The sequence below is a fragment of the Micromonospora sp. CA-248089 genome, from assembly GCF_050948515.1.
In the GTDB taxonomy this organism is placed as follows: Bacteria; Actinomycetota; Actinomycetes; order Mycobacteriales; family Micromonosporaceae; genus Micromonospora.
Genome location: NZ_CP192016.1, coordinates 5,852,882 through 5,879,587 on the forward strand (window position 1 = coordinate 5,852,882; position 26,706 = coordinate 5,879,587).

29 protein-coding genes and 1 pseudogene are annotated in these 26,706 nt (G+C 68.1%); 23 read left to right on the forward strand and 7 right to left on the reverse strand.

Annotated features, from left to right (window positions below):
• Nucleotides 1-7: 7 nt before the first annotated feature.
• Complete coding sequence (locus ACQP26_RS27410) at nt 8-892, reverse strand: NAD(P)-dependent oxidoreductase (RefSeq protein WP_433494349.1); 885 nt, start codon at nt 890-892, stop codon at nt 8-10.
• 29 nt (nt 893-921) lie between these two features.
• Here ACQP26_RS27410 and ACQP26_RS27415 point away from each other — a divergent pair, with 29 nt between their 5' ends.
• The 5 genes and pseudogenes from ACQP26_RS27415 (at nt 922) to ACQP26_RS27435 (ending at nt 6,769) form a co-directional block, all read left to right on the forward strand.
• A complete protein-coding gene (locus tag ACQP26_RS27415; protein WP_433494350.1) occupies nt 922-1,272 on the forward strand; it encodes a winged helix-turn-helix transcriptional regulator in 351 nt (116 codons plus the stop codon).
• A gap of 109 nt (nt 1,273-1,381) precedes the next feature.
• Entirely contained in the window at nt 1,382-1,930 is a 549-nt protein-coding gene (locus ACQP26_RS27420; RefSeq protein WP_433494351.1) for a YciI family protein, read from the forward strand.
• Between the two features lie 1,614 nt (nt 1,931-3,544).
• Nucleotides 3,545-3,934: pseudogene (locus ACQP26_RS27425) on the forward strand (hypothetical protein); the annotation flags it as partial.
• An 18-nt stretch (nt 3,935-3,952) separates the two neighbouring features.
• Nucleotides 3,953-6,163: a hypothetical protein gene (locus tag ACQP26_RS27430; RefSeq protein ID WP_433496207.1), complete on the forward strand. Its 2,211-nt coding sequence runs from the start codon at nt 3,953-3,955 to the stop codon at nt 6,161-6,163.
• A 63-nt stretch (nt 6,164-6,226) separates the two neighbouring features.
• A complete protein-coding gene (locus ACQP26_RS27435) occupies nt 6,227-6,769 on the forward strand; it encodes an HD domain-containing protein (protein ID WP_433494352.1) in 543 nt (180 codons plus the stop codon).
• On the opposite strand, the gene ACQP26_RS27440 is transcribed toward ACQP26_RS27435, so the two are convergent.
• On the reverse strand, nt 6,766-7,236 hold the full coding sequence (locus tag ACQP26_RS27440; RefSeq protein WP_114918884.1) for an NUDIX hydrolase: 471 nt from the start codon (nt 7,234-7,236) through the stop codon (nt 6,766-6,768). The two genes, ACQP26_RS27435 and ACQP26_RS27440, sit on opposite strands and share 4 nt — an antisense overlap.
• A gap of 26 nt (nt 7,237-7,262) precedes the next feature.
• Nucleotides 7,263-8,012, reverse strand: a complete 750-nt coding sequence (locus ACQP26_RS27445; RefSeq protein ID WP_358193583.1) for a helix-turn-helix domain-containing protein — start codon at nt 8,010-8,012, stop codon at nt 7,263-7,265.
• 195 nt (nt 8,013-8,207) lie between these two features.
• Between ACQP26_RS27445 and ACQP26_RS27450 the strand changes: the two genes are divergently transcribed.
• The 13 genes from ACQP26_RS27450 (at nt 8,208) to ACQP26_RS27510 (ending at nt 17,349) form a co-directional block, all read left to right on the forward strand.
• A complete protein-coding gene (locus ACQP26_RS27450; RefSeq protein ID WP_114918886.1) occupies nt 8,208-8,537 on the forward strand; it encodes a hypothetical protein in 330 nt (109 codons plus the stop codon).
• A gap of 117 nt (nt 8,538-8,654) precedes the next feature.
• The gene (locus tag ACQP26_RS27455; RefSeq protein WP_433494353.1) at nt 8,655-9,590 is read left to right on the forward strand and encodes a hypothetical protein; all 936 of its coding nucleotides are present in this window, start codon (nt 8,655-8,657) and stop codon (nt 9,588-9,590) included.
• A gap of 107 nt (nt 9,591-9,697) precedes the next feature.
• Complete coding sequence (locus tag ACQP26_RS27460) at nt 9,698-10,558, forward strand: FtsK/SpoIIIE domain-containing protein (RefSeq protein ID WP_433494354.1); 861 nt, start codon at nt 9,698-9,700, stop codon at nt 10,556-10,558.
• Complete coding sequence (locus tag ACQP26_RS27465; RefSeq protein WP_433494355.1) at nt 10,555-10,746, forward strand: hypothetical protein; 192 nt, start codon at nt 10,555-10,557, stop codon at nt 10,744-10,746. The genes ACQP26_RS27460 and ACQP26_RS27465 overlap by 4 nt, the downstream gene beginning before the upstream one ends.
• A gap of 84 nt (nt 10,747-10,830) precedes the next feature.
• Nucleotides 10,831-11,343, forward strand: a complete 513-nt coding sequence (locus ACQP26_RS27470; protein ID WP_433494356.1) for a DUF6197 family protein — start codon at nt 10,831-10,833, stop codon at nt 11,341-11,343.
• Nucleotides 11,340-11,762 carry a DUF6197 family protein gene (locus ACQP26_RS27475; protein WP_433494357.1) on the forward strand — a complete coding sequence of 141 codons (423 nt, stop codon included), beginning with the start codon at nt 11,340-11,342 and terminating at the stop codon, nt 11,760-11,762. The genes ACQP26_RS27470 and ACQP26_RS27475 overlap by 4 nt, the downstream gene beginning before the upstream one ends.
• 764 nt (nt 11,763-12,526) lie before the next feature.
• Complete coding sequence (locus ACQP26_RS27480) at nt 12,527-12,874, forward strand: RRQRL motif-containing zinc-binding protein (RefSeq protein WP_433496208.1); 348 nt, start codon at nt 12,527-12,529, stop codon at nt 12,872-12,874.
• Nucleotides 12,871-13,152: a hypothetical protein gene (locus ACQP26_RS27485; RefSeq protein ID WP_433494358.1), complete on the forward strand. Its 282-nt coding sequence runs from the start codon at nt 12,871-12,873 to the stop codon at nt 13,150-13,152. The genes ACQP26_RS27480 and ACQP26_RS27485 overlap by 4 nt, the downstream gene beginning before the upstream one ends.
• Nucleotides 13,149-14,036, forward strand: a complete 888-nt coding sequence (locus ACQP26_RS27490; RefSeq protein ID WP_433494359.1) for a hypothetical protein — start codon at nt 13,149-13,151, stop codon at nt 14,034-14,036. The genes ACQP26_RS27485 and ACQP26_RS27490 overlap by 4 nt, the downstream gene beginning before the upstream one ends.
• A gap of 128 nt (nt 14,037-14,164) precedes the next feature.
• Entirely contained in the window at nt 14,165-15,619 is a 1,455-nt protein-coding gene (locus tag ACQP26_RS27495) for a replication initiator (protein ID WP_433494360.1), read from the forward strand.
• An 89-nt stretch (nt 15,620-15,708) separates the two neighbouring features.
• Nucleotides 15,709-15,915, forward strand: a complete 207-nt coding sequence (locus ACQP26_RS27500; RefSeq protein ID WP_433494361.1) for a hypothetical protein — start codon at nt 15,709-15,711, stop codon at nt 15,913-15,915.
• Nucleotides 15,912-16,106 (forward strand): helix-turn-helix domain-containing protein, encoded by a 195-nt coding sequence (locus ACQP26_RS27505; RefSeq protein ID WP_114918897.1) that lies wholly within the window; start codon nt 15,912-15,914, stop codon nt 16,104-16,106. The genes ACQP26_RS27500 and ACQP26_RS27505 overlap by 4 nt, the downstream gene beginning before the upstream one ends.
• Before the next feature lies 1 nt (nt 16,107).
• A complete protein-coding gene (locus ACQP26_RS27510) occupies nt 16,108-17,349 on the forward strand; it encodes a tyrosine-type recombinase/integrase (RefSeq protein ID WP_433494362.1) in 1,242 nt (413 codons plus the stop codon).
• Between the two features lie 57 nt (nt 17,350-17,406).
• Here ACQP26_RS27510 and ACQP26_RS27515 read toward each other — a convergent pair whose 3' ends face one another.
• From ACQP26_RS27515 to ACQP26_RS27525, 3 genes are all read right to left on the reverse strand, one after another.
• Entirely contained in the window at nt 17,407-17,661 is a 255-nt protein-coding gene (locus ACQP26_RS27515; RefSeq protein ID WP_013288724.1) for a Smr/MutS family protein, read from the reverse strand.
• A gap of 59 nt (nt 17,662-17,720) precedes the next feature.
• Nucleotides 17,721-18,083, reverse strand: coding sequence for a tetratricopeptide repeat protein (locus ACQP26_RS27520; protein ID WP_018787684.1), 363 nt, complete (start codon nt 18,081-18,083; stop codon nt 17,721-17,723).
• Nucleotides 18,084-18,172: 89 nt separating this feature from the next.
• Nucleotides 18,173-18,943 (reverse strand): ROK family protein, encoded by a 771-nt coding sequence (locus ACQP26_RS27525; RefSeq protein WP_350816906.1) that lies wholly within the window; start codon nt 18,941-18,943, stop codon nt 18,173-18,175.
• An 85-nt stretch (nt 18,944-19,028) separates the two neighbouring features.
• Between ACQP26_RS27525 and ACQP26_RS27530 the strand changes: the two genes are divergently transcribed.
• From ACQP26_RS27530 to ACQP26_RS27540, 3 genes are all read left to right on the forward strand, one after another.
• Nucleotides 19,029-20,666, forward strand: a complete 1,638-nt coding sequence (locus tag ACQP26_RS27530; protein ID WP_433494363.1) for an ABC-F family ATP-binding cassette domain-containing protein — start codon at nt 19,029-19,031, stop codon at nt 20,664-20,666.
• Between the two features lie 38 nt (nt 20,667-20,704).
• Nucleotides 20,705-21,022 carry a hypothetical protein gene (locus ACQP26_RS27535; protein WP_281579691.1) on the forward strand — a complete coding sequence of 106 codons (318 nt, stop codon included), beginning with the start codon at nt 20,705-20,707 and terminating at the stop codon, nt 21,020-21,022.
• 801 nt (nt 21,023-21,823) lie between these two features.
• On the forward strand, nt 21,824-22,549 hold the full coding sequence (locus ACQP26_RS27540) for a methyltransferase domain-containing protein (protein WP_433494364.1): 726 nt from the start codon (nt 21,824-21,826) through the stop codon (nt 22,547-22,549).
• Between the two features lie 121 nt (nt 22,550-22,670).
• Here ACQP26_RS27540 and ACQP26_RS27545 read toward each other — a convergent pair whose 3' ends face one another.
• Complete coding sequence (locus tag ACQP26_RS27545; RefSeq protein WP_433494365.1) at nt 22,671-23,675, reverse strand: LacI family DNA-binding transcriptional regulator; 1,005 nt, start codon at nt 23,673-23,675, stop codon at nt 22,671-22,673.
• Nucleotides 23,676-23,825: 150 nt separating this feature from the next.
• Between ACQP26_RS27545 and ACQP26_RS27550 the strand changes: the two genes are divergently transcribed.
• Together ACQP26_RS27550 and ACQP26_RS27555 are read left to right on the forward strand one after the other, a co-directional pair.
• Entirely contained in the window at nt 23,826-25,337 is a 1,512-nt protein-coding gene (locus ACQP26_RS27550) for an alpha-N-arabinofuranosidase (protein WP_433496209.1), read from the forward strand.
• A gap of 37 nt (nt 25,338-25,374) precedes the next feature.
• The gene (locus ACQP26_RS27555; protein ID WP_269703909.1) at nt 25,375-26,706 is read left to right on the forward strand and encodes an ABC transporter substrate-binding protein; all 1,332 of its coding nucleotides are present in this window, start codon (nt 25,375-25,377) and stop codon (nt 26,704-26,706) included.

Genomic DNA, 26,706 nt, shown 5'->3' on the forward strand with positions numbered 1-26,706 from the left:
CTGTGGGTCAGCGCCGCCCCAGCACCTCAGCGACCCGCAGGAAACCGTCCGCGCCGTGGCCCAGTCCCACGACCCGGCGGGCCATTCCCTCGGCCGCACGCATCACCCCGGCGTCGATGCCGTGCGCCTCGGACGTGTGGACGATGTGCGCCATGGACGACACGGCGGAGGTGATCGGGTTGCCGTCTCCGGGGAAGCTGCCCGTGTCCATCTCCGCCGCGCCCTCCTCGAAGATGGGCGGCAGGATCGCGGCGATGCCGGCAGCGAACGGCGCGAGTTCCCGGGCCGTCACGCCTTCCGCCTTCGCCACCGCCAGCGCGTGCGCGTAACCCGCCATCGCGGTCCAGAAGATGTCGAGCAGCGCGATGTCGTACGCCGCCGCACGCCCGATCTCCTCGCCGAGGTGGGTGTGGGTGCCGCCCAGCGCGTCGAGCACCGGCTGGTGCTCCTGGTAAAGGCCGGCCGGACCGCTGTAGATGAGCACCGCGTCCGCGGTGCCGATGGTGGTGGTCGGCGTCATGATCGCGCCGTCCAGATACCGGATGCCGTGTCCGGCCGCCCACCGCGCGGTGTCCCGGGCCCGGTCCGGGGTGTCGGCCGTCAGGCTGACGACCGTGCGCCCTTCGAGCGCGGCGGTCACGGCGTCGCGTCGCAGGATCGCGTCCGACGCGTCGTAGTTCACCACGCAGACCACAGTCAGTTCGCTCGCGGCGACCGCCTCCTCGGCGGTCCGTGCGCTTGTCGCGCCCCGCTCGACCAGCTCACGGTCCTTGCCCGGCGTGCGATTCCAGACCGTCGTGGGCACTCCGGCGCTCAGGAAGGCGCCGGCCAGCGCACGACCCATCGGTCCCAGACCGAGCACCGTGACAGACTTGTCGGGATTGGTGTTCACGCAGACTCCTCTTGTCGAACGGGACGCAGATGACGCGCAGCCGGGCCCAGGATCTGAACGTCTGTGGAGTGACGGCCGCGATCGCCGTGATCGACGGCAAGTGGAAGACAGCCCTGCTCTGGCTGCTGGAATCCGGCCCGCGCCGCCCCGGAGAGCTGCGCCGGCAGCTTCCGGGCCTCACCGAGAAGGTGCTGACTCAGGCGTTACGGGAGATGGAGGGCGACGGCCTGGTGCACCGGGAGGCGTACGAGGTGCTGCCGTTGAAGACCGAGTACTCGCTCACCACTTTCGGCCGCGAACTGGCCGAGGCGCTGACTCCCCTCTCCGACTGGGGCCACCGCCGCCTGGACAAACTCGCCGAAGCCCGCACCGCCTCCTGACCTGCCCCTTTTCGCCTCCACCCACAACCAGGTTCGTCGCCGTCGCGCACGCCGACAAGTACCCACAAAAAAGTGGCTACGCCTGTTGATCGACGGCGAGACTCGGGTCATGGAGTTCTTCTGCTACCACCGCGATCGGCTCGGCTCGGCAACACTGCGCCAGAAGCTGATCGAGGAGCACTGGTCCTACATGGACCGGTACGCGGAGCAGATGATCGCGCGCGGCCCGACCCTCGCCGACGACGGTTCACCGACCGGCAGCGTGCACATCCTGAGCCTGCCCGACCCGGCGGCCGCCCGGGCGTTCGCCTTCGACGAGCCCAACTACCAGGCCGGCGCGTACCGGGACGTGATGCTGCGGCGGTGGCGGAACATGCTGGGCCGCACCATGTGGGAGTTCCCCGGGGGCCGGACCGGTGGCAACCGCTACCTGGTGCTCGGGCTCGGTCCGGAGCAGGGCGCCGGTCCGGTGCTGCCGCAGCGGCAGGACGAGCTGATCGCGTACGGGCCACTGCTGTCCGACGACGGCGGGACGTGGGTGGGGACGGCGGCGCTGGTACGGGCGGCCGGGCCGGACGAGGCACGCGCCGTGCTGACCGCCGACCGGTACGCCGAGGTGGAGGTGCACAACTGGGTGTTCGGGGGACGCCCAGCGTGACCGGCTACTTCCAGCGGAATTGATCTACGGCGGGGGCGTGGTCGATCAAACTGGACGACTGAGCCTCCGAACTGCGGCTACGTCTGGCATGGATGGTCAACGATGGTCAACTCAGGCTCCCGTTTGACGGCCTGAGTACGGCATGATCTTGCGACCGCGCAGCGACACCGAGAAACCGCCTGCCGCTTAACGCTGCCGCCTCTCCAGGGTTAGTCGTGCCGGACCTGTGCCCGATGATCACCGGAACCGCCCGCGATGCTCGTGGCCCGAACCCGACGTCGAATGCCCTCTCCAGGCGTGCGCCTCGTCGGTCCGGAAGGCCCAACGCGCCGGGCCGTCGGCGGCCTGGTGCACTTTCGCACCGGGGTGGTGTACTCTTGCACCAGGGCCCGGGGGAGCTCGTCCGCCGCTAACAGCAACTCCCCCATACGGCCCAGCACAACCAACCCGCACCAACCAACCGACCCGACCTCGGAGGCACAGATGGGCAAAAGAAAAAGGCTGCTAACCGAGGGAGTGGCACATGGTGAGCCGAGGTCGGCACCAGAAGAAAGAGATCGCCGACGCGCTGCAGCGCGCTGAGGAAGCAGGACTCTCGATTGAGTTCGTTCACCGTAACCACCGGTGGGCGGAGGTGAGGTGCGAGTCGTGTGGATCGAGCCGAGATGTCTGGACTACGCCACGCAACCCGGGCACTCATGCCAAGCAAATCGACCGCTTCACCAGCAACCACCGGCATTGAGGTGCCGTTGCTGGCAAGCTGGTAAGGAGGAAGGGGGGTAGGCCCGTGGCGTCACACGTGTTCACGCTCGTGCTAGATCGGCGGCCTACCGACGACGACCTGGACGCGCTATACGATGCTGGTTGCGACGACGGCGCGTTCGGGACTGAGGAGGGCCTCGCGATTGTCGAGTTCGATCGCGAGGCACCGACTCTTGCGGATGCGATCGCTTCCGCTGTCCGCTGTGTCGAATCGGTTGGGCTCAGGGTCACGCGTTTGATCGACCAGGACCTGGTAACGCTTGCCGACATTGCTGATCGGATTGGCCAGAGCAGGGAGTCTGTCCGACGATATGTCACGGGGACGAGGGGCCCGGGCAGCTTTCCTCCGCCAGTGAATCCGAATCGGGAAGGTGCCCACTTCTATCGGTGGAGTGAGGTGGCACCTTGGCTGCGGCGCTGCCTGCAATTGAAGGTGCCCGACGCAAGCCCTGCTCTTGTTGTAGCAAATCTTGTCCTTCAGGCGAGACAGCACCGCAACGAGGTTGAGCATCTATCTGCGCTCAGTGATCTTTTGGTCGCATAAGCGACCTACCAAATCGAGGACTGCGTCCGGCCCACTTATCGCGTGTCGTCGTTCGCCAGCCGTCTCCTCTTAGTCTACAAGCCATCCCGTCAGCCTTCGTCCGCACACAGTGGAGCGGGTGGGGCCTGCCCGGTCAAGGTGGAGCACCCAGCGGCTGAACGACCTTGACCGGGCAGGCCCCATCTGCTCGGCTCTGCCCGGACGAAGGTTGTCGGGATGGCGCCACCATCCCAGAGTGCCCGAGGACCCCGCCGGAGGCACCGCCCTTGCTGTCGCCTCGCATCGAAGCCCCGGATCTGCCAGCACCCATGGCGGCCCGGGGCTTCGTCGCATCTCGCGCCGCCGGCGGGCTAACACTGACGCGCTGGCGGCCGAAGGCCAGAGGCGCGGCGGCGGGCCATCGGCCCGGCCCAGGTTCGGCGGCGCGAGCGGCCCGCGACGCGGGCCGCCTTGATCTCGTACAGAAAGTTCTCACAGAATATAGGGATGCGTTGGGCAGCCTCAGGCTCGACCAGAACCGACACAACGCCGCCGACAAAGCAATCAGAGGGTGCCAAGTGACAGACGGTTTCGAGAACCTGTCAGACTACGACTTCGAGCGACTCGTCGCAGACCTTCTGACTGCCGAATGGCGCACACACGTAGAGTCATTTCCCAGGGGCCGGGACGGCGGGGTAGATCTTCGTGTCTTAGGGCCGACGGATACGCCACTCCGATTGGCCTCCGGCGACGAGCTGGTGGTCCAGTGCAAGCATCACCCCCTTGCTTCGTACGACGAAATCAAGGGAGGACTCGCCAAAGAGGCCAAGAAGCCTATTGTTAACGAGGCCTCAAGATATCTCCTTGCAACATCTGCCAGGTTGACCCGACTCAACAAGAAGAGCATCGTAGACCTTTATTCTAAAAGGATCGCAGAGGCAGACATCCTTGGGCGAGAAGACATTGCCGCCCTCGTCCGCCGTCATCCCGCAGTTGAGAGGGCCACGCCGAAGCTCTGGATGCTCAGCGGGTCACTGCTTTCGTCGCTACTACATCATATGGAAAGTTTGAGATCCGAGAATCTCCGCTCGGAGCTTACAAGGCTCCAACGAACCTTCGTTGAAACGAAGTTCATTGCAAAGGCGAGAGAGACAATCGATGAGTTGGGGATATGCATCCTTGCGGGCCCTCCCGGCGTCGGGAAAACAACTACGGCGCATATCCTTTTGCTCCAATTGATGGCAGAGGGTTGGGAACCGATTACAGCCGTCGGTGACGTGCGTGAACTAGAGGCACAAATCAGCACTAACGCCAAGCAGGTGCTCTTCTTCGACGACTTTCTTGGCCAGAATAGCTTGGATGCGAAGCTAAAGGTTGGTGGCGACTCGGAACTGGTCAGACTGCTGCGACTAGTAGAGGCGGACCCCCGGAAGATATTCATCATGACAACACGTGACTACGTTCTGCGGCAGGCACAGCAGAGCTACGAACGCCTGAATCACGAAATTTTTGATGCCAGTCGCGTATCCGTGAAGTCGGAGGCCCTTTCACTGCACGAGAAGGCCCATATTCTCTACAACCAGTTGTATTTTTCGCCGCTACGCGGCCTTGCACGTCAGTCGCCTTCTAAGGATTACGTCAAAGTCGCATGCCACCCCAAGTTCAATCCACGACTGACGGAAGCAGCCATTTCCCTTCTAACGAGAGCCAACGGCCTCCATCGCCATCCGAGAAATGGAAAACCTAAAGATCAGCCTCTGCCGCAATCCAGCAGCCCCACGGTCCCTGCACGACTACTTGAGGCTCTTGAACGTCCAGAAGGCCTGTGGGATCACGTTCTTCGTTATCAGCTTACCGAACTGCAACGCGATATCCTCTTGGTTCGCTATTCGTTTGGGACGATCGTAGTTCGGGTGGACGAGCTCTACAAGGCAGTTAGATCCATGTACCAGCTAAATGGCCAACACTGCTTAGAGGTAGATCTAGACGCGGCCATTTCGGTACTGGATGGCGACTTGCTTCATCTGAACTGGGAGGACCGAAAGAATTTCGCGGTGGCAGGACTTAACCCAGGTTTGGCAGATGCAGTCGGCGATTTTCTTTTGCGCTACCCCGACCAACTGCAGGGGATAGTCCGATCTGCGCCATTCTACGAACAGGTACGGACGCTTGCTGGCCTGTGCGGCTACTTTGTCAGGAATCAGCCACCTGGTGGGGTTTTCAGCCCTCGACTGGTTGAGCTGGAGCAGGACATGCTGAAGGGGGTCGAGCGCACCCTTTTCACAGCCGGCGCACTTACAAGTAGCCTGCCGCTTATTCGCCCTCGATACGAGTGGTACGAAATAATCGGGGAACGCTTGAAGCTGTACCTTGCCTTGTGCGGCCTCACGGGGCAAACGCCACCGCAACAAATGATCGAAGATGTAATCAATGGGGTGTTGGTGAATGTCCGGAAGATGAGGGCCAGCCACTTGCTGGCGCTGGCCCAGACTCTGCGAGCCGCTATTCCGACCAACTGGCGGCCAACGCGAACGAGATTCGAGCACGGCCTATTGAAGCGCATGAGCAATCCGCGAGATGTGGAAGAGTGGTCCATATTGCGAGACATAATAGATGTCGTGCCCGTCACAGACGATTTTCTCCGAAATATGGAAGATGAATTTGACGAGTTCGCACAGTTCCAGATCGATGAGATCGTCGATCAATTACAAGATGACCCGAATGGCGACGAAGAGGCATCGATTGACGAGATCAAGGCGGTCGCTACGCAATGGAGTCGCGCCGTTGACACCTGGGAGGCGGAACAGCTTATTGAAGAGCAACTTCAGGAAAGCGATGGCAAGGGTTTCGCACCGGATGACGATGCAGGGCCCACTCGGCCACCACACAGGCAATACACGCCTTCCGCCGGCAACATCGACCCGGTTCGGCTCTTCGACCTACTCTAGGTCGCTTCCACTTCCATTGTGCACCCGCTTGGTTTCGCTGGCGGTCCCCTATATCCTTGCGGCGTGACTGATCTTCAGTGGGCGATCCAAGCGGCGGAGAGACAACTTTCTGAATCATTACCAACGAGGTGGAAACACGTACAGGCCGTCGGAGTAAAGGCTGAGAGCCTGGGCCGACTCGTCGGCGATGATGCAGAAGTGCTTGCTGCTGCTGGATGGCTTCATGACATCGGCTACGCGCCTAAAATCGCTGACACCGGCTTCCATGCGCTGGATGGCGCTAGATGGTTGCTCCGGCAGGGCATCCATCCACGCCTCGCAAGCTTGGTCGCCCATCACTCCTGCGCCTCGTTCGAAGCTGAAGAACGGGGGTTGAAACGTGCTCTCATGGCCGAGTTTCCCCTTGAACAGTCACCTACGTCCGACGCGCTCTGGTTCGCCGACATGACTACAGGGCCTGACGGGCAAGACCTGACCGTAGATGAACGGCTAGCTGAGATCCGTGCGCGATACGGCCCGGATGACCTCGTGACGCGCTTCTGGGTCAAGGCGGAAGCGCCGCTGCTGGAAGCCATCCGTCGGACAGAAGAACGGCTGCGGGCCTAACCGATGTACGGCTGCTGCCGGCTCTCGAAGCCGTGGTCGATCCGCAGCCGCATCGACGGGTGGATGGCCAGGTCGTCCAGCTCATCGCGTGCGACCCACCGCACCTCCGAGGACTCGTCGCTCGGCGTCGGCTGGCCGCTGACGTACCGACCACGAAAGCAGATCGAGAACTGCTGACGCACCTCGCCATCGCTGTACTCGACTACGTGATTCGGGTTGGTGTAGATCCCGACCATGCCGGTCACCTCTACCTCTACGCCGGTTTCCTCGCGCGTTTCCCGCACGGCCGTCTCCGCGATGTACTCACCGAAGTCCTGGGCGCCGCCTGGCAGCGCCCAGAGGCCGTTGTCGGTCCGCTGGATGAGGAGTACCCGGCCCAGCTCGTCCTGCACGAAGACGGTGACCGCGACAACGATGCTGTTCGGCTTCGGGGCGTTCGGGTCGTTGAAGTGCTCGGTCCGGGCCATGGTCCTAGCCTCTCATCGGCGGCAACTCAGTGCTCAGGCCAGACGGCCCGCTTCTTCCCGAGTACCTGCTTGAAGCTAGCGACGTAGTTGTCGAACAGCTCCGCTCCGCCGATGCGCCGGAGATGCAGCACCGGGGCGTAGGCGGCGGGTGTGCCGTAGAGGTGGGTGTTAACCAGCATCTCGTCATCGAAGCGGTAGATGGAGTTGTAGAGGATCGTGTCGTGGTAGTAGATCCCGACGGTGTCCAGGTCTCGTAGCTCTTTGTAGAAGGCAAGCGCGTTCAGAATCTTGCTCGACATGGCAGCGCCGATGCCCTCGTCGTTCCCCCGCTCGGCGATGTGCTTGCCGTCGGGATCACCGAATAGCAACTCCACCTGGGCGCCTGCGAGCGCCTTCTCGCGAAGCGTCGGCACCCATCGGTGGTTGAACTCGGGCAGGAACAGGCCGCCGTAGACCAGGACGCCGATCTGTCGGGTGGCCTTCTCCAAGAGCTGCTGCCAGAGGTCCGTCGGGACGGCTCCGCGGCGAGGGTAGATGTGGACCACCTCGGACTGGCTGACCTGCGCCGCTCGCTGCGCCGGCAGAGCGTCCGGCCAGAGGTAGGACTCGCTCTCGTCTAGCAGCTCAGCGATCGTGTGGCGATAGCGCGGGTATGGGTTCCGGTCCTGGGTGATCCACCGCTCGACGGTCTTCGGGTCGACACCAAGTCTTTCCGCGAGTGCCCCAGGCGTCAGCCCTTTCGTCAGCATCCTGCTGCGTAGACGGTCGTTCGGCATGGACGCTCCTGCTTCTGAACAACGGGACGACTTCAGGGACGACTTACGTTAGCAAGGACGTCCCTAGTCGTCCATATCTCGTGGTGAACTCGTCACTACCGATCGACGCACCCTGATTCCAGAAGAGCTGCCGTCCAGGGAGGACGCATCCGGCCCGGCGATACGGGCTCAGCTCACGAGATGAAGGAGTCAGTCATGGGACGTCTGCTGCTGGACACCTCGCGGGTGTCGTACGAGGTGTCGGTGAACCCGGTGCCGAAGCTGGACCAGAACGGTCAGCAGAAGTTCGACCGGGAGACGAAGAACCCGATGTGGACGGTGCACCTCTACGCCCTCTCGGAGGGTGCTGCGGAGGTCATCAACGTGACGGTCGTGAACCCGGTGATGCCGCCGGTGACGGTCCGTCAGCCGGTGCAGCCGGTGGACCTGGAGGCGCTGCCCTGGGTCAACGACCGGGACGGCAAGGTCCGTTCGGGTGTGGCGTTCCGGGCCTCGGGCCTGACGCCGCTGGACACCGCCGCCTAGCGGCGGGCGTGTCATCTGCTCCAACAGAAGTGGTGGACACGGGCTCGCCGTTGATTGGCGTCGTCTGCGAGCCCGCGTCCTGTCAACAACTCCGGTCCCATGTTGGGAGGACTTGTCGTGTCCAAGTCTAGCCAGAGGTCCCCGTTCGGCTGGTCGAACCGTGGGGGCAACGTCACCGTCATCGAAGCTCCGATCGCCCGCTCCTACCGTCGTCGGGCCATCATCGCCTTCTGGGTCGTTCTCGGCGTCGTCGGCCTGCTGGCCGCCACCGTCGCCTCGCACTACCTGCACCCGATCGTGGGCGCCCTGCTCGGCGGGATCATCGGCGCTGTGCTCGGCGCGGTGACGTTCGCGTTCATCGTGGCGTGGCCGGTCCTGCGCGTCTTCTGGCACTGGCTGCCGGAAATCGGGCTCGGCCTGGCCGCCGTCTACGGCTGGACCGCGCTGATGCAGTCGACCCCGCTGTGGGGCTCGCTGCTCGTCGTCGCCCTGGTCGTCGGCGTGCCGGCCGCTATCGGCCCGGTCCGCCGCCGCGTCATGGCGCTCGTGTGGTGTCTGGTGGTGCGGCACCGGCTGCGGCTGTGCTTCGCCGCGTTCATCGCCACCAACCGGCACGGTTCGCTGCCGCTGATCCTGCCCGCGAAGCCGACCCCGGCCGGTGAGCGGGTGTGGGTGTGGCTGCGTCCCGGCCTGTCCCTGCGGGACTTGGAGCAGGACGGCCAGGTGCAGAAGCTCGCCGTCGCGTGCTGGGCCAACGAGGTCCGCGTCATGCGCGCCTCCCGCCGCTACGCCGCTCTGATCCGCCTGGACATCACCCGCCGCGAACCCCTCGCGGCAACCATCGTGTCCCCGCTGCCGGACCACGTCCCTACGGACATGCCCGCCAACGCCCCCACCTCCCCGGGCATGCCGCCTGTCGGCCTGGACCTGCCCGACGTGCCGGACACCCCGGCCACCCTCACCGCCGAGACTCCTCGGCCGCGCAAGCCGCGCAACCCCTCCACCACCGAGGCGAGCCCGACCAACGGGTTCGACCCCTCCGACTACGCCTGACCGCCGGGACGGCGCGGACCAGTACCCACCGGGTCGAGTGTCCGCGCCCTTCCCACCCTCACCCGTCTTTGACACGTACGTGTCAACCGACCCACCGGGAGCCCGTCATGGATCTCACCGACACCATCGAACTACCTGCCACGTCGGCCGACACGGTGCCGGTCGGCGCGGGCCTGTCCATCTTCGACCCGGTGTTCCTCGGCATCGACGAGTTCGGCCAGGCCGTCTACCTGCCGATGATCTACCGGAACATCCTCATCGGCGGCGAGCCCGGCGCGGGCAAGTCCAGCCTGTTGAACACCATCGTCGGCCACGCGGCGCTGTGCCCCGACGTGCGGCTGTGCCTGCTCGACGGCAAGCAGGTCGAACTCGGCCTGTGGCAGGACGCCGCCGACGTATTCGTCGGCCCGGACATCGAGCACGCCATCCGTACCCTGCGCCGGGTGCAGACGGTGATGGACAACCGCTACTCGTTCCTGATGTCGCGCCGCCGTCGCAAGATCGGCCGCAACGACGTGTTCGGGCAGATCCTCGTCGCCTGCGACGAGATCGCCTACTTCTCCGCCACCGCCGGGGACAAGAAGACCCAGGAACTGTTCGCCGCGCTGCTGCGCGACATCGTGGCCCGGGGCCGTGCCGTCGGGATCATCGTCGCCGCCGCGACGCAGCGCCCCTCGTCGGACATCATCCCGCCGTCGCTGCGGGACCTGTTCGCGTGGCGGTTTGCCGGCCGCTGCACCAACGACGTGTCCTCGGACATCATCCTCGGCCACGGCTGGTACGCCCGGGGCTTCTCCTCCAACACCATCGACCCGAACAACCAGGGCGAGGGCTTCCTCATCGCCGAAGGCGGCATCCCGAACCGCGTCAAGGCCGCCTACATGAGCGACACCGACATCATCCGCGTGGCCGACTACGCCGCCTGGACCCGCCGCCACGACAGCTCCGACATCGGAGCGGCGGCATGAACGCCCGGACCGCTGTCCCGACCCGCGTCGTGGACCTGGTGCTCGTCGGCACCGGCGAGGACATCGCCGCGCTGACCGCCATCACCCGCAACGCGGGCGTACTCGTCTTCCGCTCCGCACCCACCGCCGCTGGCCCTCATGACGACCGGCAGCGGGTGTTCCTCCGGCTCCACCTGCACCACCGATAGAAGCGGCCGACGGACCGGCCAATGCCCTGAGAAAGCTGCCCGGTCCGCCGACCCAACCACCGCCCACGAAAGGACGTGGCCGCCATGAACCCTACCCAAAAACCGACCACCACCCCCGGCGCGCTGGCCGACCTGACCCCGGCCGACACCCTGCGCTGCGCCGCCCGCTACCTGGAAATCCACGGCTGGATCAAGGGCACCTACTACAGCAACCAGGGCGGCACCTTCCCGCCCGCCTGCGCCGTCGGCGCGATCGGCATGGCCGCCCACGGCCGCCTCATCACCATCCCCGCCACCCACGGGTCCGGCGCCCGCGACTGCACCCGCGCCATCGACTACCTCACCCACTACCTGACCGACCTCGGCATCATCGCCTACGGCGACGACTGGAACACCGCTCCGACGGACGCGATCGACTGGAACGACCGCGACGACCAGACCGCCGAGCGCGTCATCACCACACTGCGCGCCGCCGCCGACAACTACGACTGGACCCACGCCACCGAGGACGACCTCGAAACCTACGCCGACGCCTGCGTCTGGGCCGAGAAGCACCCGACCCGTGAAGGCTTCCTTGCGTGGATCGGTGCCCGATGAGCACCGTCACCGCGCTGCCGACCGGCAGCGTCCACGCCATCCTCGACCGCGCCGCCCTCTACCTGGCCCAGCACGGCTGGACGCCGACCGGCCTCTACGACAGCCACGACGGCTGCACCGCGAAGTGCGCCTGTCACCGCACCGGCCTGTACCCGGCGTCGATCCTCGGCGCGATCCGGGCGGCCGTGTTCGGCCGTCCCCGCTGGTACCTCACCGGCATCACCGACGCCGAACAGCACACCTACAGCGCCGCCGTCGAGTGGTTCAACACCTACCTCATCGCCGTCGGCCACGCCGGTCAGCACGCCTCGGTCTTCGCCTGGGAGACCGCTCCCGGCCGCACCCCGGCCCACGTCACGCAGGCGCTGTGCGCCGCCGCCATCGCCTACCGCAAGCACACCATCCGGAGGGCCGCATGAGCACCGCCGCCCACACCACCGACCTGACACGTACGTGTCAAAACCCTATCTCCACCGCCGCGCTCGTCGGCGCGCTCGAATCCGCGTGGGCTGCGATCCGCGCCCAGCACACCGAGATCCCGGCCGTCGTCCTCGTCGTCGGCTCCGGCTCGCCCACCAAGCCCAACCAGGGCATGAAGTGGGGCCACTTCGCCGCTCTGCGCTGGCAGCACGGCGACACCCAACTCCCCGAAATCCTCATCTCCGGTGAAGGGCTGTCCCGCGAACCGGAAGCCGTCTTCACCACCCTCCTGCACGAAGCGACCCACGCCCTGGCCGACGTCCGGGGCATTCAGGACACCTCCCGGCAGGGCCGCTGGCACAACAAGCGCTTCGCCACCCTGGCCGCCGAACTCGGCATGTCCACCACCAAAGACGACAAGCTCGGCTACTCCCCCTGCACCCTCACCGACATCACCCGCGCCCGCTACCGGGCCGTCATCACCGACCTCACCGAAGCGCTGCGCTTCTACCGCCACCCCGAACCCACCGGGGAAGGCAAGCAGCGCACGAACAACAACAACGGCGTCTCGTGTGAATGCGAGTGCCCCCGCAAGCTGCGCATCGCTGTCACGGCCTTCGAAGAAGGGCCGATCGTCTGCGCCGTGTGCTCGGCGGCGTTCCTGCCCGAGGACATCGACCGGGACACCTACGAACACCCGACCTTCGCCACCGGCACCCCGGCCGGCGGTCCGGCCGACGACGACCAGGAGGACGACGACCCGATGGTGTTCTACGACCCGACCGGCGAGCGCTACGGCCTGCCCACCTACCCGTTCAAGCTCGCTCCCGGCGACCTGCTGACCCGCCGTCAGCTCCGCGCCCGCGACCTTCGCCCCGGCGGGCAGGATCCCGCCGCGCAGATCCTGTGGCGTCGCGGTAAGCGCGTCGCCTACCTCTACCGCCTCGACCTCGCGCAACCCAAGCGCACCGCCACCGCCGCCCAGATGGCGGCCATCGACAAGGCGCTCACCGCCCGGCGCACCTGCCCCGACTGCGGCCAGGTCAAGCCCTACTACATCCCCCGCGGTACCGGCGCATGCCTCGACTGCACCCCAGGAGGTGCCCGATGACCGACTCACTCGTCAATGTCGCCGCCCAGCAGCGCATGACTCCCGACGACTACACAGTCACCGCCATCGCCGGTGACTTCGCCGAGCGCGGCCCGCTGGCCTTCGAATCGTTCCTGTCCGGCTACTACGCCGAGTCCATCCGCATCATCCGCGACGCCCACCTCACCGACTGCACCGCCGGTCACGGCGACCCCTGCGCCACCTGCGAGGCGATCCGCGCCGGACTCACCGGCATACACGCCGAGCAACGCACTACCGACCCCAAGGCGGCGTCATGACTGCCAAGAAGAATGGCCGCGTCTACGCCTACATCGGCGCGTTCTCCGGCGGAGTCGTCTCCGTCGCCGCGAACATCGCCCACTCGTTCATCGCCCCGAAGGACGCCCCGGCCGACTGGTCGCCGGAACCCGGTGCGGTGGTCTCTGCGGTCGTGTGGCCGCTGTTCCTGTTCATCGCCATTGAGATCCTTGCTCGTACGCCCTGGCCGACCGGCTGGGGCTGGAACGTTCTGCGCTGGGTCGGGCTGCCGCCCGTGGCCCTGGTCGCCGCGTTCGTGTCCTATCGGCACCTGTCCGGACTGCTCGACCACTACAACGAGGAAACCCTCGTCGTCTGGTTCGGTCCCCTCGCCGTGGATGGCCTGATGCTCATGGCCACCGCCGCGCTACTCGCCACCGGAAACCGCACCACCCGGCCCACTGATCTCGTCCCGGCACCTGCGCCGGCCACCACCGCCGAGGCCCCGTCATCCGACATCCCCGCCTCGCCGCTGGTCCGCCCGGCCGCCGCGACCCCGGCCACCAACCCCGTACCCGACACCGACACCGATTCGCGTCCTATCGAACCCGTCAACCTGCCCACCCCAACCGAGGACACCGACACCCCGACGACGGTCGAGCCGACCCCGGACACCGTCACGGACCCGATCCCGGCACCTGCGGCACCGGTCACCACCGGCCCGCCGCCCGCGTTGCTGTCCAACGCCCGGCTCGTCGCCGCCGCGCACGAAAAGGCCCACGGTGAACCGATCAACCCGGGCCAGCTCGCCGTGCGACTGCGCGTGCCCACCCACACAGCCGCCGACCTCCTGACGGCCCTCCACAACCCACCGACCATCAACGACAAGACCCACAACGGCACTGCCGTGGGAGCCACCGCGTGACCTCCTCGACGCTGCCTCTCGCACCCGGGACCACTACGGTCCCGGGTACGGGAGCCTCCGCCGACGCAGACACCGGCCACTGGCCCTGGGCTGTACCCACCTCCACCCGCCGCGCTGATGACGGCTGGGTGCGCGGCCACGATCCCCGCACCGTCGCCTCCGGCCGCGCCCGCGCACAGGATCCCGACTACGCCGACTGGCTCGGCCACGTCCGCGCCGCGTCGGCGTGCAAGCACCCGATCCGGCTGGCGGGGCAGATCCACGTCAACGACCGTGACGGCAACCGCATGGTCACCATCGACACCGACACCATGCCCGACGGTGCGATCTACACCCCCTGCGGCAACCGCCGCGCCGCCGTGTGCCCGTCCTGCGCCGAGGTCTATCGCCGCGACACCTACCACCTCATCAAGGCCGGGCTACAGGGCGACCGGTGGGGACTGCCGCCGCTGCACGAGCACATCGCCATCTTCCTCACCGCCACCGCCCCGTCGTTCGGGCCGGTGCACCACCGGACGGTCAAGGTCCACGCCGCGGACTGCCGCCGCAAGGACGGCTGCACCTGCCGCGCGGATATCTGCCGTCCGTTCGGCCGCGTCTGCCCTCACGGTGTCGAACTGCGCTGCACCGCCCGGCACAAGGCCGGTGACAGCCACCTCGGGCAACCGTTCTGCCTGGACTGCTACGACCACGACGGGCAGGTCGTGTGGAACCACGAGGCACCGGAACTGTGGCGCCGCACCATCCAACAGGTTGACCGCGAGTTGCGCCGCCTCGGCCGCGCTCACGGTGTCGAGCTGCGCCGCCGCTACATCAAGGTCTACGAGTTCCAGGTACGCGGCGTGGTGCACTACCACGCGCTGATCCGGCTCGACGGCCATAACCCCGACTGCCCCGGCGCGATCGTCCCACCATCCCGCCAGATCACCCGGGACATGTTCGAACAGGCGGCCCGGACGGCGTTCGTCAAGACCTCCTACACCTCCGCCGGCCACCCCGCCAACGGCGGCCAGGGATGGCACATCGCCTGGGGTGACAAGGGGCTCGACGTCAAGCACGTCAACGCCCCCGGCGGTGAGGTCAACCTCGCCCAGATCACCGGCTACATCGCCAAGTACGTCACCAAGAGCACCGAAGTCACCGGCCTGAACCTACGCCGCGTCGACGACCTCACCGTCGACGTCCACGGCGACCCGGCAACCCACCTCGGCCGCCTCATCCGCGCGTGCTGGGACATCGGCGAACACCCCGACTACCAGCGGCTACGCCGGTGGGCGCACCAGTTCGGCTACGGCGGCCACATCACCACTAAGAGCCGCGCCTTCTCCGCAACCCTCGGCTTCATCCGCATGCAGCGCACCATCTGGCGGCGCACCGAGGGCCACCCCCACACCTGGGACGACGAACAAGCCGAACAGGTCATCTACGAACTCGGCTACCACGCCACCGGCTGGATCAGCACCGGCGACGCCCTACTGGCCAACACCGCCGCCGCCCAAGCTCGCGCGCGATACCAAGCCGGACTCGACGCCCTGGCCGACGAACTCACCGCCGCTCGCGCGGTCCGACCCCTGGCCGCTTGACACGTACGTGTCAACGCCACGTGTAGCCGTTCCTTGACAACTCCACAGCGCACGCAACACCCCCACCACCCGGCCCGGAAGGAGCACGCATGCCCGCACGTCCCCGCCCCCTGGTCGCGGTCCGGCTCATCGGCCCGACCGCCACCGTCACCACCCACGCCGCCACCATCGCGGCCCAGCTCGTCGCCCACCACGGAGGGCGCGAACGCGTCACCTGCCGCACCAGCACCCGCACCGGCGGCTACAGCGGCGAAAGCCGCGCCTACATCACCATCACCAGGAAGGAGCCCCAATGACCGCACCCGCCGCCCCGGAAGCTCTCTGGGAGATCCAAGACGTATCCGCTTACCTGCGGGTTCCCGTTCAGACGCTTTACCAGTGGCGCAAACGCAAGTACGGTCCCCCAGCCGCCCGGGTCGGCCGTCACCTGCGCTACGACCCCGACGCGGTGCGCTCCTGGTTCGCTGACCAGTCCACGGCGGCCTGACATGGCTCACATCGTTGACCGTTGGTACCGGACGGTGGTCGGTGCCGATGGGAAGTCCCGGCAGGAACCGAAGCCCGAATGCGGTCAGGGGATGCGCTACCGGGTCCGCTATATCGCCCCGGACGGCAAAGAGAAGTCGCAGTCCTTCCCCGACAAGAAGAAGCGCGACGCGCAAACGTTCCTCGCCAGCGTCCAGGCCGACATCTTGAAGGGCACCTACGTCGATCCGGACGCCGGTCGCCTCACGTTCAAGCAATATGCCGACGAATGGCTCGCCGCCGCGACGACCGACATGTTGACCCGCGACCGCATCGAGTACGAACTACGACTGCACGTATACCCGGTGCTCGGGCACCGGCCGCTGGCGTCCATTCAGCCGGCCACCGTTCGGGAGTGGGCACGCCGCATCCAGGAATCCGGGTTGTCAGTGGGCTACCGGAGAGTCCTCTTCACCGACGTGTCGATGATCCTCAACGCCGCCGTCGATGACCGGAAGATCGTCAGTAACCCGTTCTCCGTCAAGAGCATCCGCCGACCCAAGCCAGCCCCGACAAAGGTCGTGCCGTGGACCGTGGCCCGGCTCGCGTCGTTCCGGAACAACGTGCCGGAGCGGTATCGAGTCGCTGTCGACCTGGGCGCTGGATGCGGTCTCCGACAGGGCGAGATATTCGGGGCCAGTCCAACGGACCTGGACGGCACACGCCCCATCCTGCACGTCACTCGTCAGATCAAGCTCGTTCGCGGTCAACTCATCTTCGCGCCGCCCAAGGGCGGCAAGTCCCGCGAGGTGCCCCTACCCAAGTCGGTAGCCGACCGACTGAAGCGGCACGTGGCCGACTTCCCACCGGCCACGGTCAGCCTCCCGTGGGCCAGCCTGACGGGCGAGCTGCGGACCGTCGAGCTGTACCTGTCGACGCCCGCCGGAACGGCCCTCACCCGCTCGATGTTCAACTCCGGCGTCTGGAAACCCGCGATCAGGGCGACCGGCGCACCGGACGACAGGCACAACGGGATGCACGTGCTCCGGCACACCTACGCCTCGGTGCTCCTCGACGCCGGGGAGAGCATCAAGGCCCTCTCGGCGTACCTCGGGCACGCGGACCCGGGCTTCACCCTCCGGACCTACACGCACCTGCTGCCAACGAGTGAGGACCGCACCCGGCGAGCCATCGACAAGGCGCTAGGCGAGGACCAGGAGGACGACGACCCTCCCGAGCCCCTAGACGGCCTGGAAACGGCATGATCTTGCTTCCGGCCCCCTCTGAACGACCCAACGTGCAGGTCAAGGGGCACGCCGGTTCTACTTCCAGCGGAAGTGGACGAACAGCCGGCCGAAGTTCTTCGAGTCCTTCTCGACCCGGTGGTAGAGCTGCTTCACGTCCTTCTGGTCGAGGAAACGCAGCACCTTCTTCTTGAGCGCGCCCGACCCCTTACCCGGGATGATCTCCACGAGCGTGGCCTTCTTCGCCACCGCCTCGTCCATGATCCCGCGCAGCGCACGATCGATGTCGTGGCCCTTGTTGTAGATGTCGTGGAGGTCGAGCTTGAGCTTCACGGTCCCATCCTAGGTACGCGGAAGGGCAGCCCGCCCGGGCTGCCCTTCCGCGTCATCGGTCAACGACCGACTTTGCCCTCCACTCGGCGCAGCGCGGTGGCGTAGTCGGTGTTCGTCGAGTACATCGCGGCCGCGATGCGCAGGTGCCGCAGCGCGTCCACCGGCCGGTTCATCCGCTCCAGCGTGCGGCCGAGCACGTGGTGCGCGTAGTGGTCGCTCGGGTCGCGGTCGACCAGCTCGCGCAACTGCTCCTCGGCCCGGTTGAGCTGGGCCGACTGGAAGTACGCGCGGGCCAGCAGCTGCCGGACCGAGGAGTTGTCCGGCTCGGCCTCGATGATCGGTTCGAGCAGCCGGGCCGCTCCGGTCGGGTCACCCGCTTCGAAGAACATGGTCGCCCGCCGGTACTCCGCCAGAAGATCCACTCGACCCACCTCCTCGTGTCGCGCCAGGCCCTTGGTCCGACGCTGGCACAACACCGGCGCGAGCGCGAGTGTTCCTGCGGGGCGAAAGATCAGGTGGTCGGGTCGTACCGGCCGCCGATCAGGTCCCAGGCCCGGACACCACCGACGATTCCGGCAGTGTTGGGGACGATCACCACGTCGTCGCCCATCCGGGCCACCTGCTCGGGCCGGATCAGCCGGGAGTTGCCGCCGCCGAGATACAGCCGGTCCCAGCGGAACACCGGCCGCAGGCCGTCCACCACCTGCCGGATCCGCCGGGACCAGAACGCGTCGCCGAGGCGCCGCCGTTCCGGCTCCCCCACGTACGTGTCGTAGGTGGTGTTCCACCGCACCGGCGCGTGCGACAGCTCCAGGTGCGGCGCCAGCGTCCCACCGTCGAACAACGCGCTGCCCAGCCCGGTGCCGAGCGTCAGCACCAGCTCGCAGCCGGTCCCGGCGACCACGCCCGCGCCGTGCACCTCGGCGTCGTTGAGCACCAGCGCCGGCACACCGAACGCCTCGGCCAGCGCGGTGCGCGCGTCGTACCCGGACCACTCGGCCACCAGCTCCGGGTCGACGCGGCTGCGCGGCCCGGAGCGGGTCACGTAGTGCGGCGTCGCCACCACCACGCCGTGCCGGATCATGCCGGGCATGCCGACGGTGAGCCGGTCCGCCGTGGGCAGGCGGGCGCCGAGATCCAGCAGCGTCTTGACGAACAGGCCGGGCGGCAGCGGGTACGGCGTGGGCACGCGCAGCGGCCGCGCGCGCATGGTTCCGGCGGCATCCAGTACGGAGGCCTTGATCCCGCCGCCACCGCAGTCGATCGCCAGTGTGGTCACCACGGCTGTGAGTCTCCCTCAGATCGGTGCCGCCGCAAGCGCGGGTCGCGGTAATCCGGATGCGCCCGCCGGTAGGCTCGGTGCCCTGATGAGCGCCACGTTGATCGCCAAGGACCTCACCGCCGGCCACGGTGACCGCCTCCTCTTCGAAGACCTCGACCTGGTCGTCGCGCCCGGCGACGTGGTGGGTCTGGTCGGGGTCAACGGCGCGGGCAAGTCCACGCTGCTGCGTACCCTCGCCGGTCTTGTCCCCCGCGAGCAGGGCTCGGTCTCGCTGAGCCCGCCCACGGCGACCGTCGGCTACCTGCCGCAGGAGCCGGAGCGCCGGCCCGGCGAGACGGTCCGGGAGTTCCTGGCCCGGCGCACCGGGGTGACCGCCGAGCAGGCCGCGCTGGACGCCGCCACCGAGGCGCTCACCGCCGGGGCGGCGGGCGCCGACGACGCGTACGCGAACGCTCTGGAACGTTGGCTCGACCTCGGCGGCGCGGATCTGGACGAACGGGCCGCGCAGGTGGCCGCGGAGCTGGGTCTCGACGTCGGCCTGGACCATCCGATGACCGGCCTGTCCGGCGGGCAGGCCGCCCGCGCCGGGCTGGCGTCGCTGCTGCTCAGCCGGTACGACGTCTTCCTGCTCGACGAGCCGACGAACGACCTCGACCTGGCCGGGCTGGACCGGCTGGAACGCTTCGTCACCGGCCTGCGCGCCGGAACCGTGGTGGTCAGCCACGACCGCGAGTTCCTCACCCGCACCGTCACCCGGATCGTCGAGCTGGACCTGCACCAGCGGCAGGTCAACCACTACGGCGGTGGCTACGCGGCCTACCTGGAGGAGCGGGAGGTGGCGCGCCGGCACGCCCGCGAGGAGTACGAGGAGTACGCCGACACGAAGGCCGACCTGGAGGCGCGCGCCCGCACCCAGCGGGCGTGGATGGAGAAGGGCGTCAAGAACGCCCGCCGCAAGGCCACCGACAACGACAAGGTCGGGCGCAAGTATCGCGCCGAGTCGACCGAGAAGCAGGCCGCGAAGGCCAAGCAGACCGCCCGGCTGATCGAGCGGCTGGAGGTGGTCGAGGAGCCGCGCAAGGAGTGGGAGCTGCGGATGGAGATCGCCGCCGCGCCCCGCGCCGGCGCCGTCGTGGCCTCGCTCCGAGGAGCAGTGGTACGCCGTGGCGGCTTCACGCTCGGCCCGGTGGACCTGCAGATCGACTGGGCCGACCGGGTGGCGATCACCGGGGCGAACGGCTCCGGCAAGAGCACCCTGCTCGCCGCGCTGCTGGGCCGGCTGCCACTGGACGAGGGGCACGCCGCGCTCGGCCCGGGTGTGGTGGTCGGCGAGGTCGACCAGGCCCGGGGACTGTTCCTCGGCGACCAGCCGCTGCTCGACGCGTTCGGCGCCGCCGTACCTGATCTCGCCCCGGCGGACGTGCGGACGCTGCTGGCGAAGTTCGGGCTGCGCGCCGACCACGTGCTGCGCCCGGCGGCGACGCTGTCCCCCGGCGAGCGGACCCGGGCCGCGCTGGCCCTGCTCCAGGGGCGCGGCGTGAACCTGCTCGTGCTCGACGAGCCGACCAACCACCTCGACCTGGCCGCGATCGAACAGCTGGAGTCGGCGCTGGCGAGCTACCCGGGCACCCTGCTGCTGGTGACCCACGACCGGCGGATGCTCGACGCGGTGAGCGTGAACCGGCGGCTGCGCGTGGCGGACGGACGGATCGCCGAACACTGATCCGTGCCGAGTCGCCCGCGCGGGTCCACAATGAGCGCATGCTCAAGTGGGAGTACGCGCTGCTGGTCCGCCGCCGCCAGGCCGCCACCACCGACACCGGGTGGGAGGTCGTCTTCATCTGGTACGGCCCGGACGGCTCCATGATCGACGTGACGCCGTACGGCGACACCGCGCTGGCCCACCTGAACCGGGCCGGTGACCAGGGCTGGGAACTGGTCGCGATGAGCGAGGACCCGTCGCTGCCGGGCAACAACGAGTTGCACCGCTACCACCTCAAGCGCCCGAAGACGGCCGCCGCGCAGCCCCGCCAGCGCATGCGGAGCTCCCGCACAGTCCGCCGAACCCTCTCCCCCTGACCCTCTCTCTTCGCCCCGCGCCCTCACCCCGCGCCCTCGCCCTGCTGATCTTGCAGTTGCGGCCCCTAGCATGCCCCTTTCGGGAGCTTTGCCCCGGCCACAACTCCATGATCGACGGGCGCAGCCAGGCCCCCGCCATCTCCGCGCACAACCCGACCCGAGACCGGCCGTGATCAAGGAGTTTGTGTCCGATCCGGGGCCCACAAAGACACAAACTCCTTGATCAACGAGGTGGGTCCGGGTGGCCCCTCGCCCGATCAAGGAGTTTGGGTCCATCCACGCCGCTGGTGCCAGCACCAACTCCTTGATCAGCGCCGCGTCCCGAGCCGCGGGAGATCTTGGAAGGAAAGTGCCCCCATAGGGGCCGAAATCTTCCAAGACCTCAGGCGCAGTCCCGGTGATCAAGGAGTTTGTGTCCTCGAGGGTGTCGACCGGTGACAGAAACTCCTTGATCACCGGCGACAGGCGGGGCGGACGGCTGGGCCGGCGGGCTGGGGGCGGGCGCGGGGCGGGCGGAGCGCGGGCGGGTCGGGCGGAGCGCGGGCGGGTCGGGCGGAGCGCGGGCCGGTCGGGCGAAGCGCGGGCCGGTCGGGCGAAGCGCGGGCGGGCCGGGCGAAGCGCGGGCGGGTCGGGCGGGGTGCGGGCCGGGCGAGGCGGGGCGGGGACGGCGAGGGCGGCTGGGCAGGGAGGGGCGGCTGCCGGGCCCCGGGTCGGCGGCGCCTGCGCCCGCGCGGTGGAGGGGGCGTGCTGACGGGGGCATATGGGGGCGAAATGGGGGTAACGGGCCGCCGGAGGTGGCGCATGGTGGCGATGGGGCAGACCGCGCTTGCGGGTGAGCGACTCCGGCAGACCGACGGCTTCCTCGCCGAGGCGTGGGCCGACATGGTCCGGCACGACGAGCGGCTGCGCGGAACGGCGGTCGAGGTGCGCTTCGACCGGGGGGTGGCGCACCTGACCGGTGAGGTCGCAGATGCGGATCAGCTACGGCTGGTACGGGAGCTGATCGGCCGGCTGTCCGGCGTACTCGGGGTCTGGTGCCGGGTCACCGTGGCCGGGCGGGCGCCGGTGGTGGTCGACCTGGGCTGCGGTGCCACCAAGCAGTGGCCGGGCAACCTGGGGCTGGACATCTATCCGGCGCCGGGGGTGAACGCGGTCGCCAACCTGGCCGGCTTGCTGCCGCTGCGCGACGACTCGGTGGACGTCTTCTTCGCGGTGCACATCGTCGAGCACCTGATCGACTTCCTGCCGCTGTTCGACGAGTGCCACCGGGTGCTGCGTCCGGGCGGCGTCCTGCACGTGATGAGCCCCTGGTGGCGGCACGTCAACGCGGTGGCCGACCCGACCCACGTACGCCTGCTGGACGTGCAGACGTTCAAGGGCATCTGCGGTCAGCGTCCACCGGGTACGCCGCGCTGGTATCCGCTGCACGTCGGCTGCGACGGCGCGTCGATCTTCGCCGACCTCACTCCCCTGCCCCCGGACGCGCCACCCCCACCCGCGTCCCATCTGGCCCGCTTCTTCGACTGACCCCCGACCGGGCCGAACCCACCCGGACCCACCCCGCACCCACCCCGTCGATCATGAAGTTGGCGGCACTAAAGGAGATCGACATCGCCGTCAACTTCATGATCGACGCGCAAGAAGAGGGCTAGAGGGGGGCGGATTCGCGGAGGGCCAGGTGGTGGGGGGCCACCAGCTCACGCGGTGGGGCATCGCGGTCGGGGCCCAGGCGGCCCGCCAGCAACTCGACCGCGAGACGGGCGATGCGTTCCTTGTCCGGGGCGACCGTGGTCAGCGTCGGGATCGAGAAGCGACCGTCCTCGATGTCGTCGAAGCCGGCCACCGCGACGTCCTCGGGCACGCGCAGGCCCATCTCGTGCAGGGCACGCAACGCGCCGAGCGCGAGCGTGTCGTTGAAGCAGAAGACGGCGTCGGGGCGTACCCCCGTGGTGAGCAGGTGCCGCATGGCGGCGGCGCCGTCCGCGCGGTGCCAGGCCGGCGCGGGCGCCACCAGGCGGTCGTCGTAGGCGATGCCGGCCTCGGTCAGCGCGGCGGTGTAGCCGGCCAGGCGGAGCCGGGCGCTGGCGCCCTCGGGGGTGCGCTGGGAGCCGATCGCGGCGATCCGGCGGCGGCCGAGCCCGATCAGGTGGGCGGTGATCTCCCGGGCGGCGGCCACGTTGTCGATCATGACGTGGTCGGCGGGGCCGTGGTCGACCCGCTCGCCCAGCAGCACCATGGGCAGGCCGGCCAGCGCGGCGAGGTCGTCGGCGGTGAGTGCGAGCGGGCTCAGGATCAGGCCGTCGATCATGTGGTCGCCGATGCCGCTGGCGGCCTTGCGTTCCTGCTCGGAGCCGCCGCCGGTCTGGTCGATGAGGACGGTCCAGCCCTGGTCGGCGGCGGCGGTGACGACGTGCCGGGCCAGTTCGGCGAAGTAGGGGATGTCCAGCTCGGGCACGGCCAGGGCGATCACCCCGGTACGCCCCTTGCGCAGGTTGCGGGCCGACAGGTTGGGCCGGTAGTTCAGCGCGGCGATGGCCTCCTCGACCCGGGCCCGCGTGTCGGCGCGCACGTGCTGGTAGCCGTTGACGACGTTGGAGACGGTCTTCACCGACACTCCGGCCCGCTCCGCGACGTCCTTGAGCCTGTGCCGCACTGCACTTCCTTCCGGTGAACGCTGGCCGCACTGTACCGCGTCACGACGACGTAACGACCTCTTTACACGAGCGCTTACAACGTTGTAGAAACCAGTGACAGCGGGGTGACCGCGGTCACCCGCAACAGCAGCGAGAAAGAGGTTGGCATCGTGCCGAACGCGCAGCTCACGATCGATCCGGCGTTCCGGGTCGCGCCGGCGGACCGCCGGATCTTCGGTTCCTTCGTCGAGCACATGGGGCGTTGCGTCTACGGCGGGGTGTACGAACCGGGGCATCCGAGCGCCGACCGGCGGGGTCTGCGACGCGACGTGCTGGACCTGACCCGCGAGCTGGGCGTGTCGGTGGTCCGGTACCCGGGCGGCAACTTCGTCTCCAGCTACCGCTGGGAGGACGGCGTCGGCCCGGCCGGCGACCGCCCGCGCCGGCTCGACCTGGCCTGGAAGACCATCGAGACCAACGAGTTCGGCCTCGACGAGTTCATGACCTGGGCGGCCGAGGCCGGGGTCGAGCCGATGATGGCGGTCAACCTGGGCACCCGCGGCGTGACCGAGGCGCTCGACCTGCTGGAGTACACCAACCACCCGGGCGGCACCCAACTGTCCGACCTGCGCCGCAAGCACGGCGCCGAGCAGCCGTACGGGGTGCGGCTGTGGTGCCTCGGCAACGAGATGGACGGGCCGTGGCAGGTCGGGCACAAGACCGCCGACGAGTACGGCCGCCTCGCCGCCGAGACCGCCCGCGCGATGAAGATGATCGACCCCTCGATCAGCCTGGTCGCCTGCGGCAGCTCCGGCCGGGGCATGCCCACGTTCGCCGCGTGGGAGGCGACGGTGCTGGAGCACACCTACGAGCACGTCGACTACATCTCCGCCCACACCTACTACGACCCCACCGACGGCGACCGGGCCAGCCTGCTCGCCTCCGCCGTCGACATGGACGCCTTCATCACCGAGGTCGTCGCCACCGCCGACTACGTGGGCGCCAAGCTGCGGCAGAAGCGCAAGCTGAAGATCTCCTTCGACGAGTGGAACGTCTGGTACCAGTCCCGCCTCCAGTCCGACCTGGACCGGCGCGGCTGGGTCGAGGCACCGGCGCTGATCGAGGACGACTACACGGCCGTCGACGCGGTGGTCGTGGGCGACCTGCTGATCACCCTGCTCCGGCACGCCGACCGCATCGGTGTGGCCTGCCAGGCGCAGCTCGCCAACGTGATCGCCCCGATCCGTACCCGCAACGGCGGCCCGGCCTGGCGGCAGAGCATCTTCCACCCGTTCGCCCTGACCGCCCGGTACGCCCGCGGCACCGTGCTGCGGACCGAGCCCACCGGCCCGACCTACGAGACCCGCCGATACGGCGACGTGCCGGCGCTGGACACCGTCGCCGTGCACGACGAGGAGACCGGCGCTCTGGCCGTGTTCGCGGTCAACCGCAGCTCGCAGGACCTTCCGCTCGACCTGGACCTGCGCGGCCTGCCCGGCCTGCGGGCCGAGGCGCACACCACGGTGGCGGCCGGGACCGACCCGGACGCCACGAACACCGAAGCGGACCCGGAGCGGGTCATGCCCCGGGACCTCACCACGCCCACTGTCGACGGCGGCCGGGTCTCCGTGCTGCTGCCGGCCACCTCCTGGAACCTGCTGCGCTTCGTGCCGGCGCTGTGACCAGGCAATACTCCATCCCGTCCCCCAAGGAGTACCCATGATCCAGAACGAGATGAGCCGGCGGCACCTGCTCGGGCTCGGCCTCGGTCTCGGCGCGGCGGCCACGCTGACGCTGAGCGGCTGCGGCGGCGGCAGCAGCTCCGACAGCTCCGGCGCGTCCGGCAACGGCGGCAAGGACTACACCGGCCCGAAGGTGGACCTGAAGCTGTGGAACGGCTTCACCGGCGGCGACGGCGACATCTTCAAGACGCTCGTCCAGCAGTTCAACGGCGAGCACCAGAACATCGCGGTCAGCGTGATCACGTACCAGTGGGAGGACTACTACAGCAAGCTGCCCGGCGCGGTCTCCAGCGGCAACGGCCCGGACATCGCGGTCATGCACATGGACCAGCTCGCCACGTTCGCCGCCCGCGGCACGATCACCGAACTGGACGACGTGGCCAAGGCCCTGGAGCTGAGCGAGGGCGACTTCGCCCCGACGGTCTGGAAGGGCGGCCTCTACAACGACAAGCGGTACGGCATCCCGCTGGACATGCACCCGCTGGGCTTCTACTACAACAAGGCGGTCATGCAGAAGGCCGGCCTCGATCCGGAGAAGCCGCCGACCACCCGGGACGAGTACACCGCGGCGTTGACCGAACTGAAGAAGTCCGGCGTCCAGGGCTTCTGGGTCAGCCCGTTCCAGTTCACCGGCGGCATGACGTTCTACAGCCTGCTGCACCAGTGGGGCGGGACGCTCTTCGACGCCGAGGTGGCGAAGGCGACGTTCAACTCCGACCCGGCGGTCGAGGCGTGCACCTGGCTGGTGGACATGACCAAACAGGGCCACTCCCCGGCGAACGTCGGCCAGGACGCCGACTACCTGGCGTTCAAGAGCGGCAAGAACGCGTTCACCTGGAACGGCATCTGGCAGATCAACGACCTGAAGAAGAGCCCGAACGTGCAGTGGGGCGTCGCGCCGCTGCCGCAGATCGGCAGCCAGAAGGCCGCCTGGGCGAACTCGCACAACTTCACCATCGTCAAGCAGCGCTCCGCGAACGCGAACAAGACGGCCGGGGCGAAGGTCTTCATCAACTGGCTGAGCCAGCACTCGCTGGACTGGGCCAAGGGTGGCCAGGTGCCGGCCCGCAAGGCGGTCCGCGAGAGCAGCGAGTTCACCGCGCTCACCGAGGTCAACGCGCTCGCCCCCGAGCTGGAGTACGCGGCGTTCCCGCCGTCCGTGCCGGGCCTCAACGAGGCCATGCTGACCTTCTACAGCGCCTTCAACGAGGCGGCGCTGGGCAAGAAGTCGCCGAAGCAGGCGCTCGACGACGGCGTGGCCAAGGCGAACAAGCAGCTCGAGGACAACCGCAAGAAGTACGGGAACTGA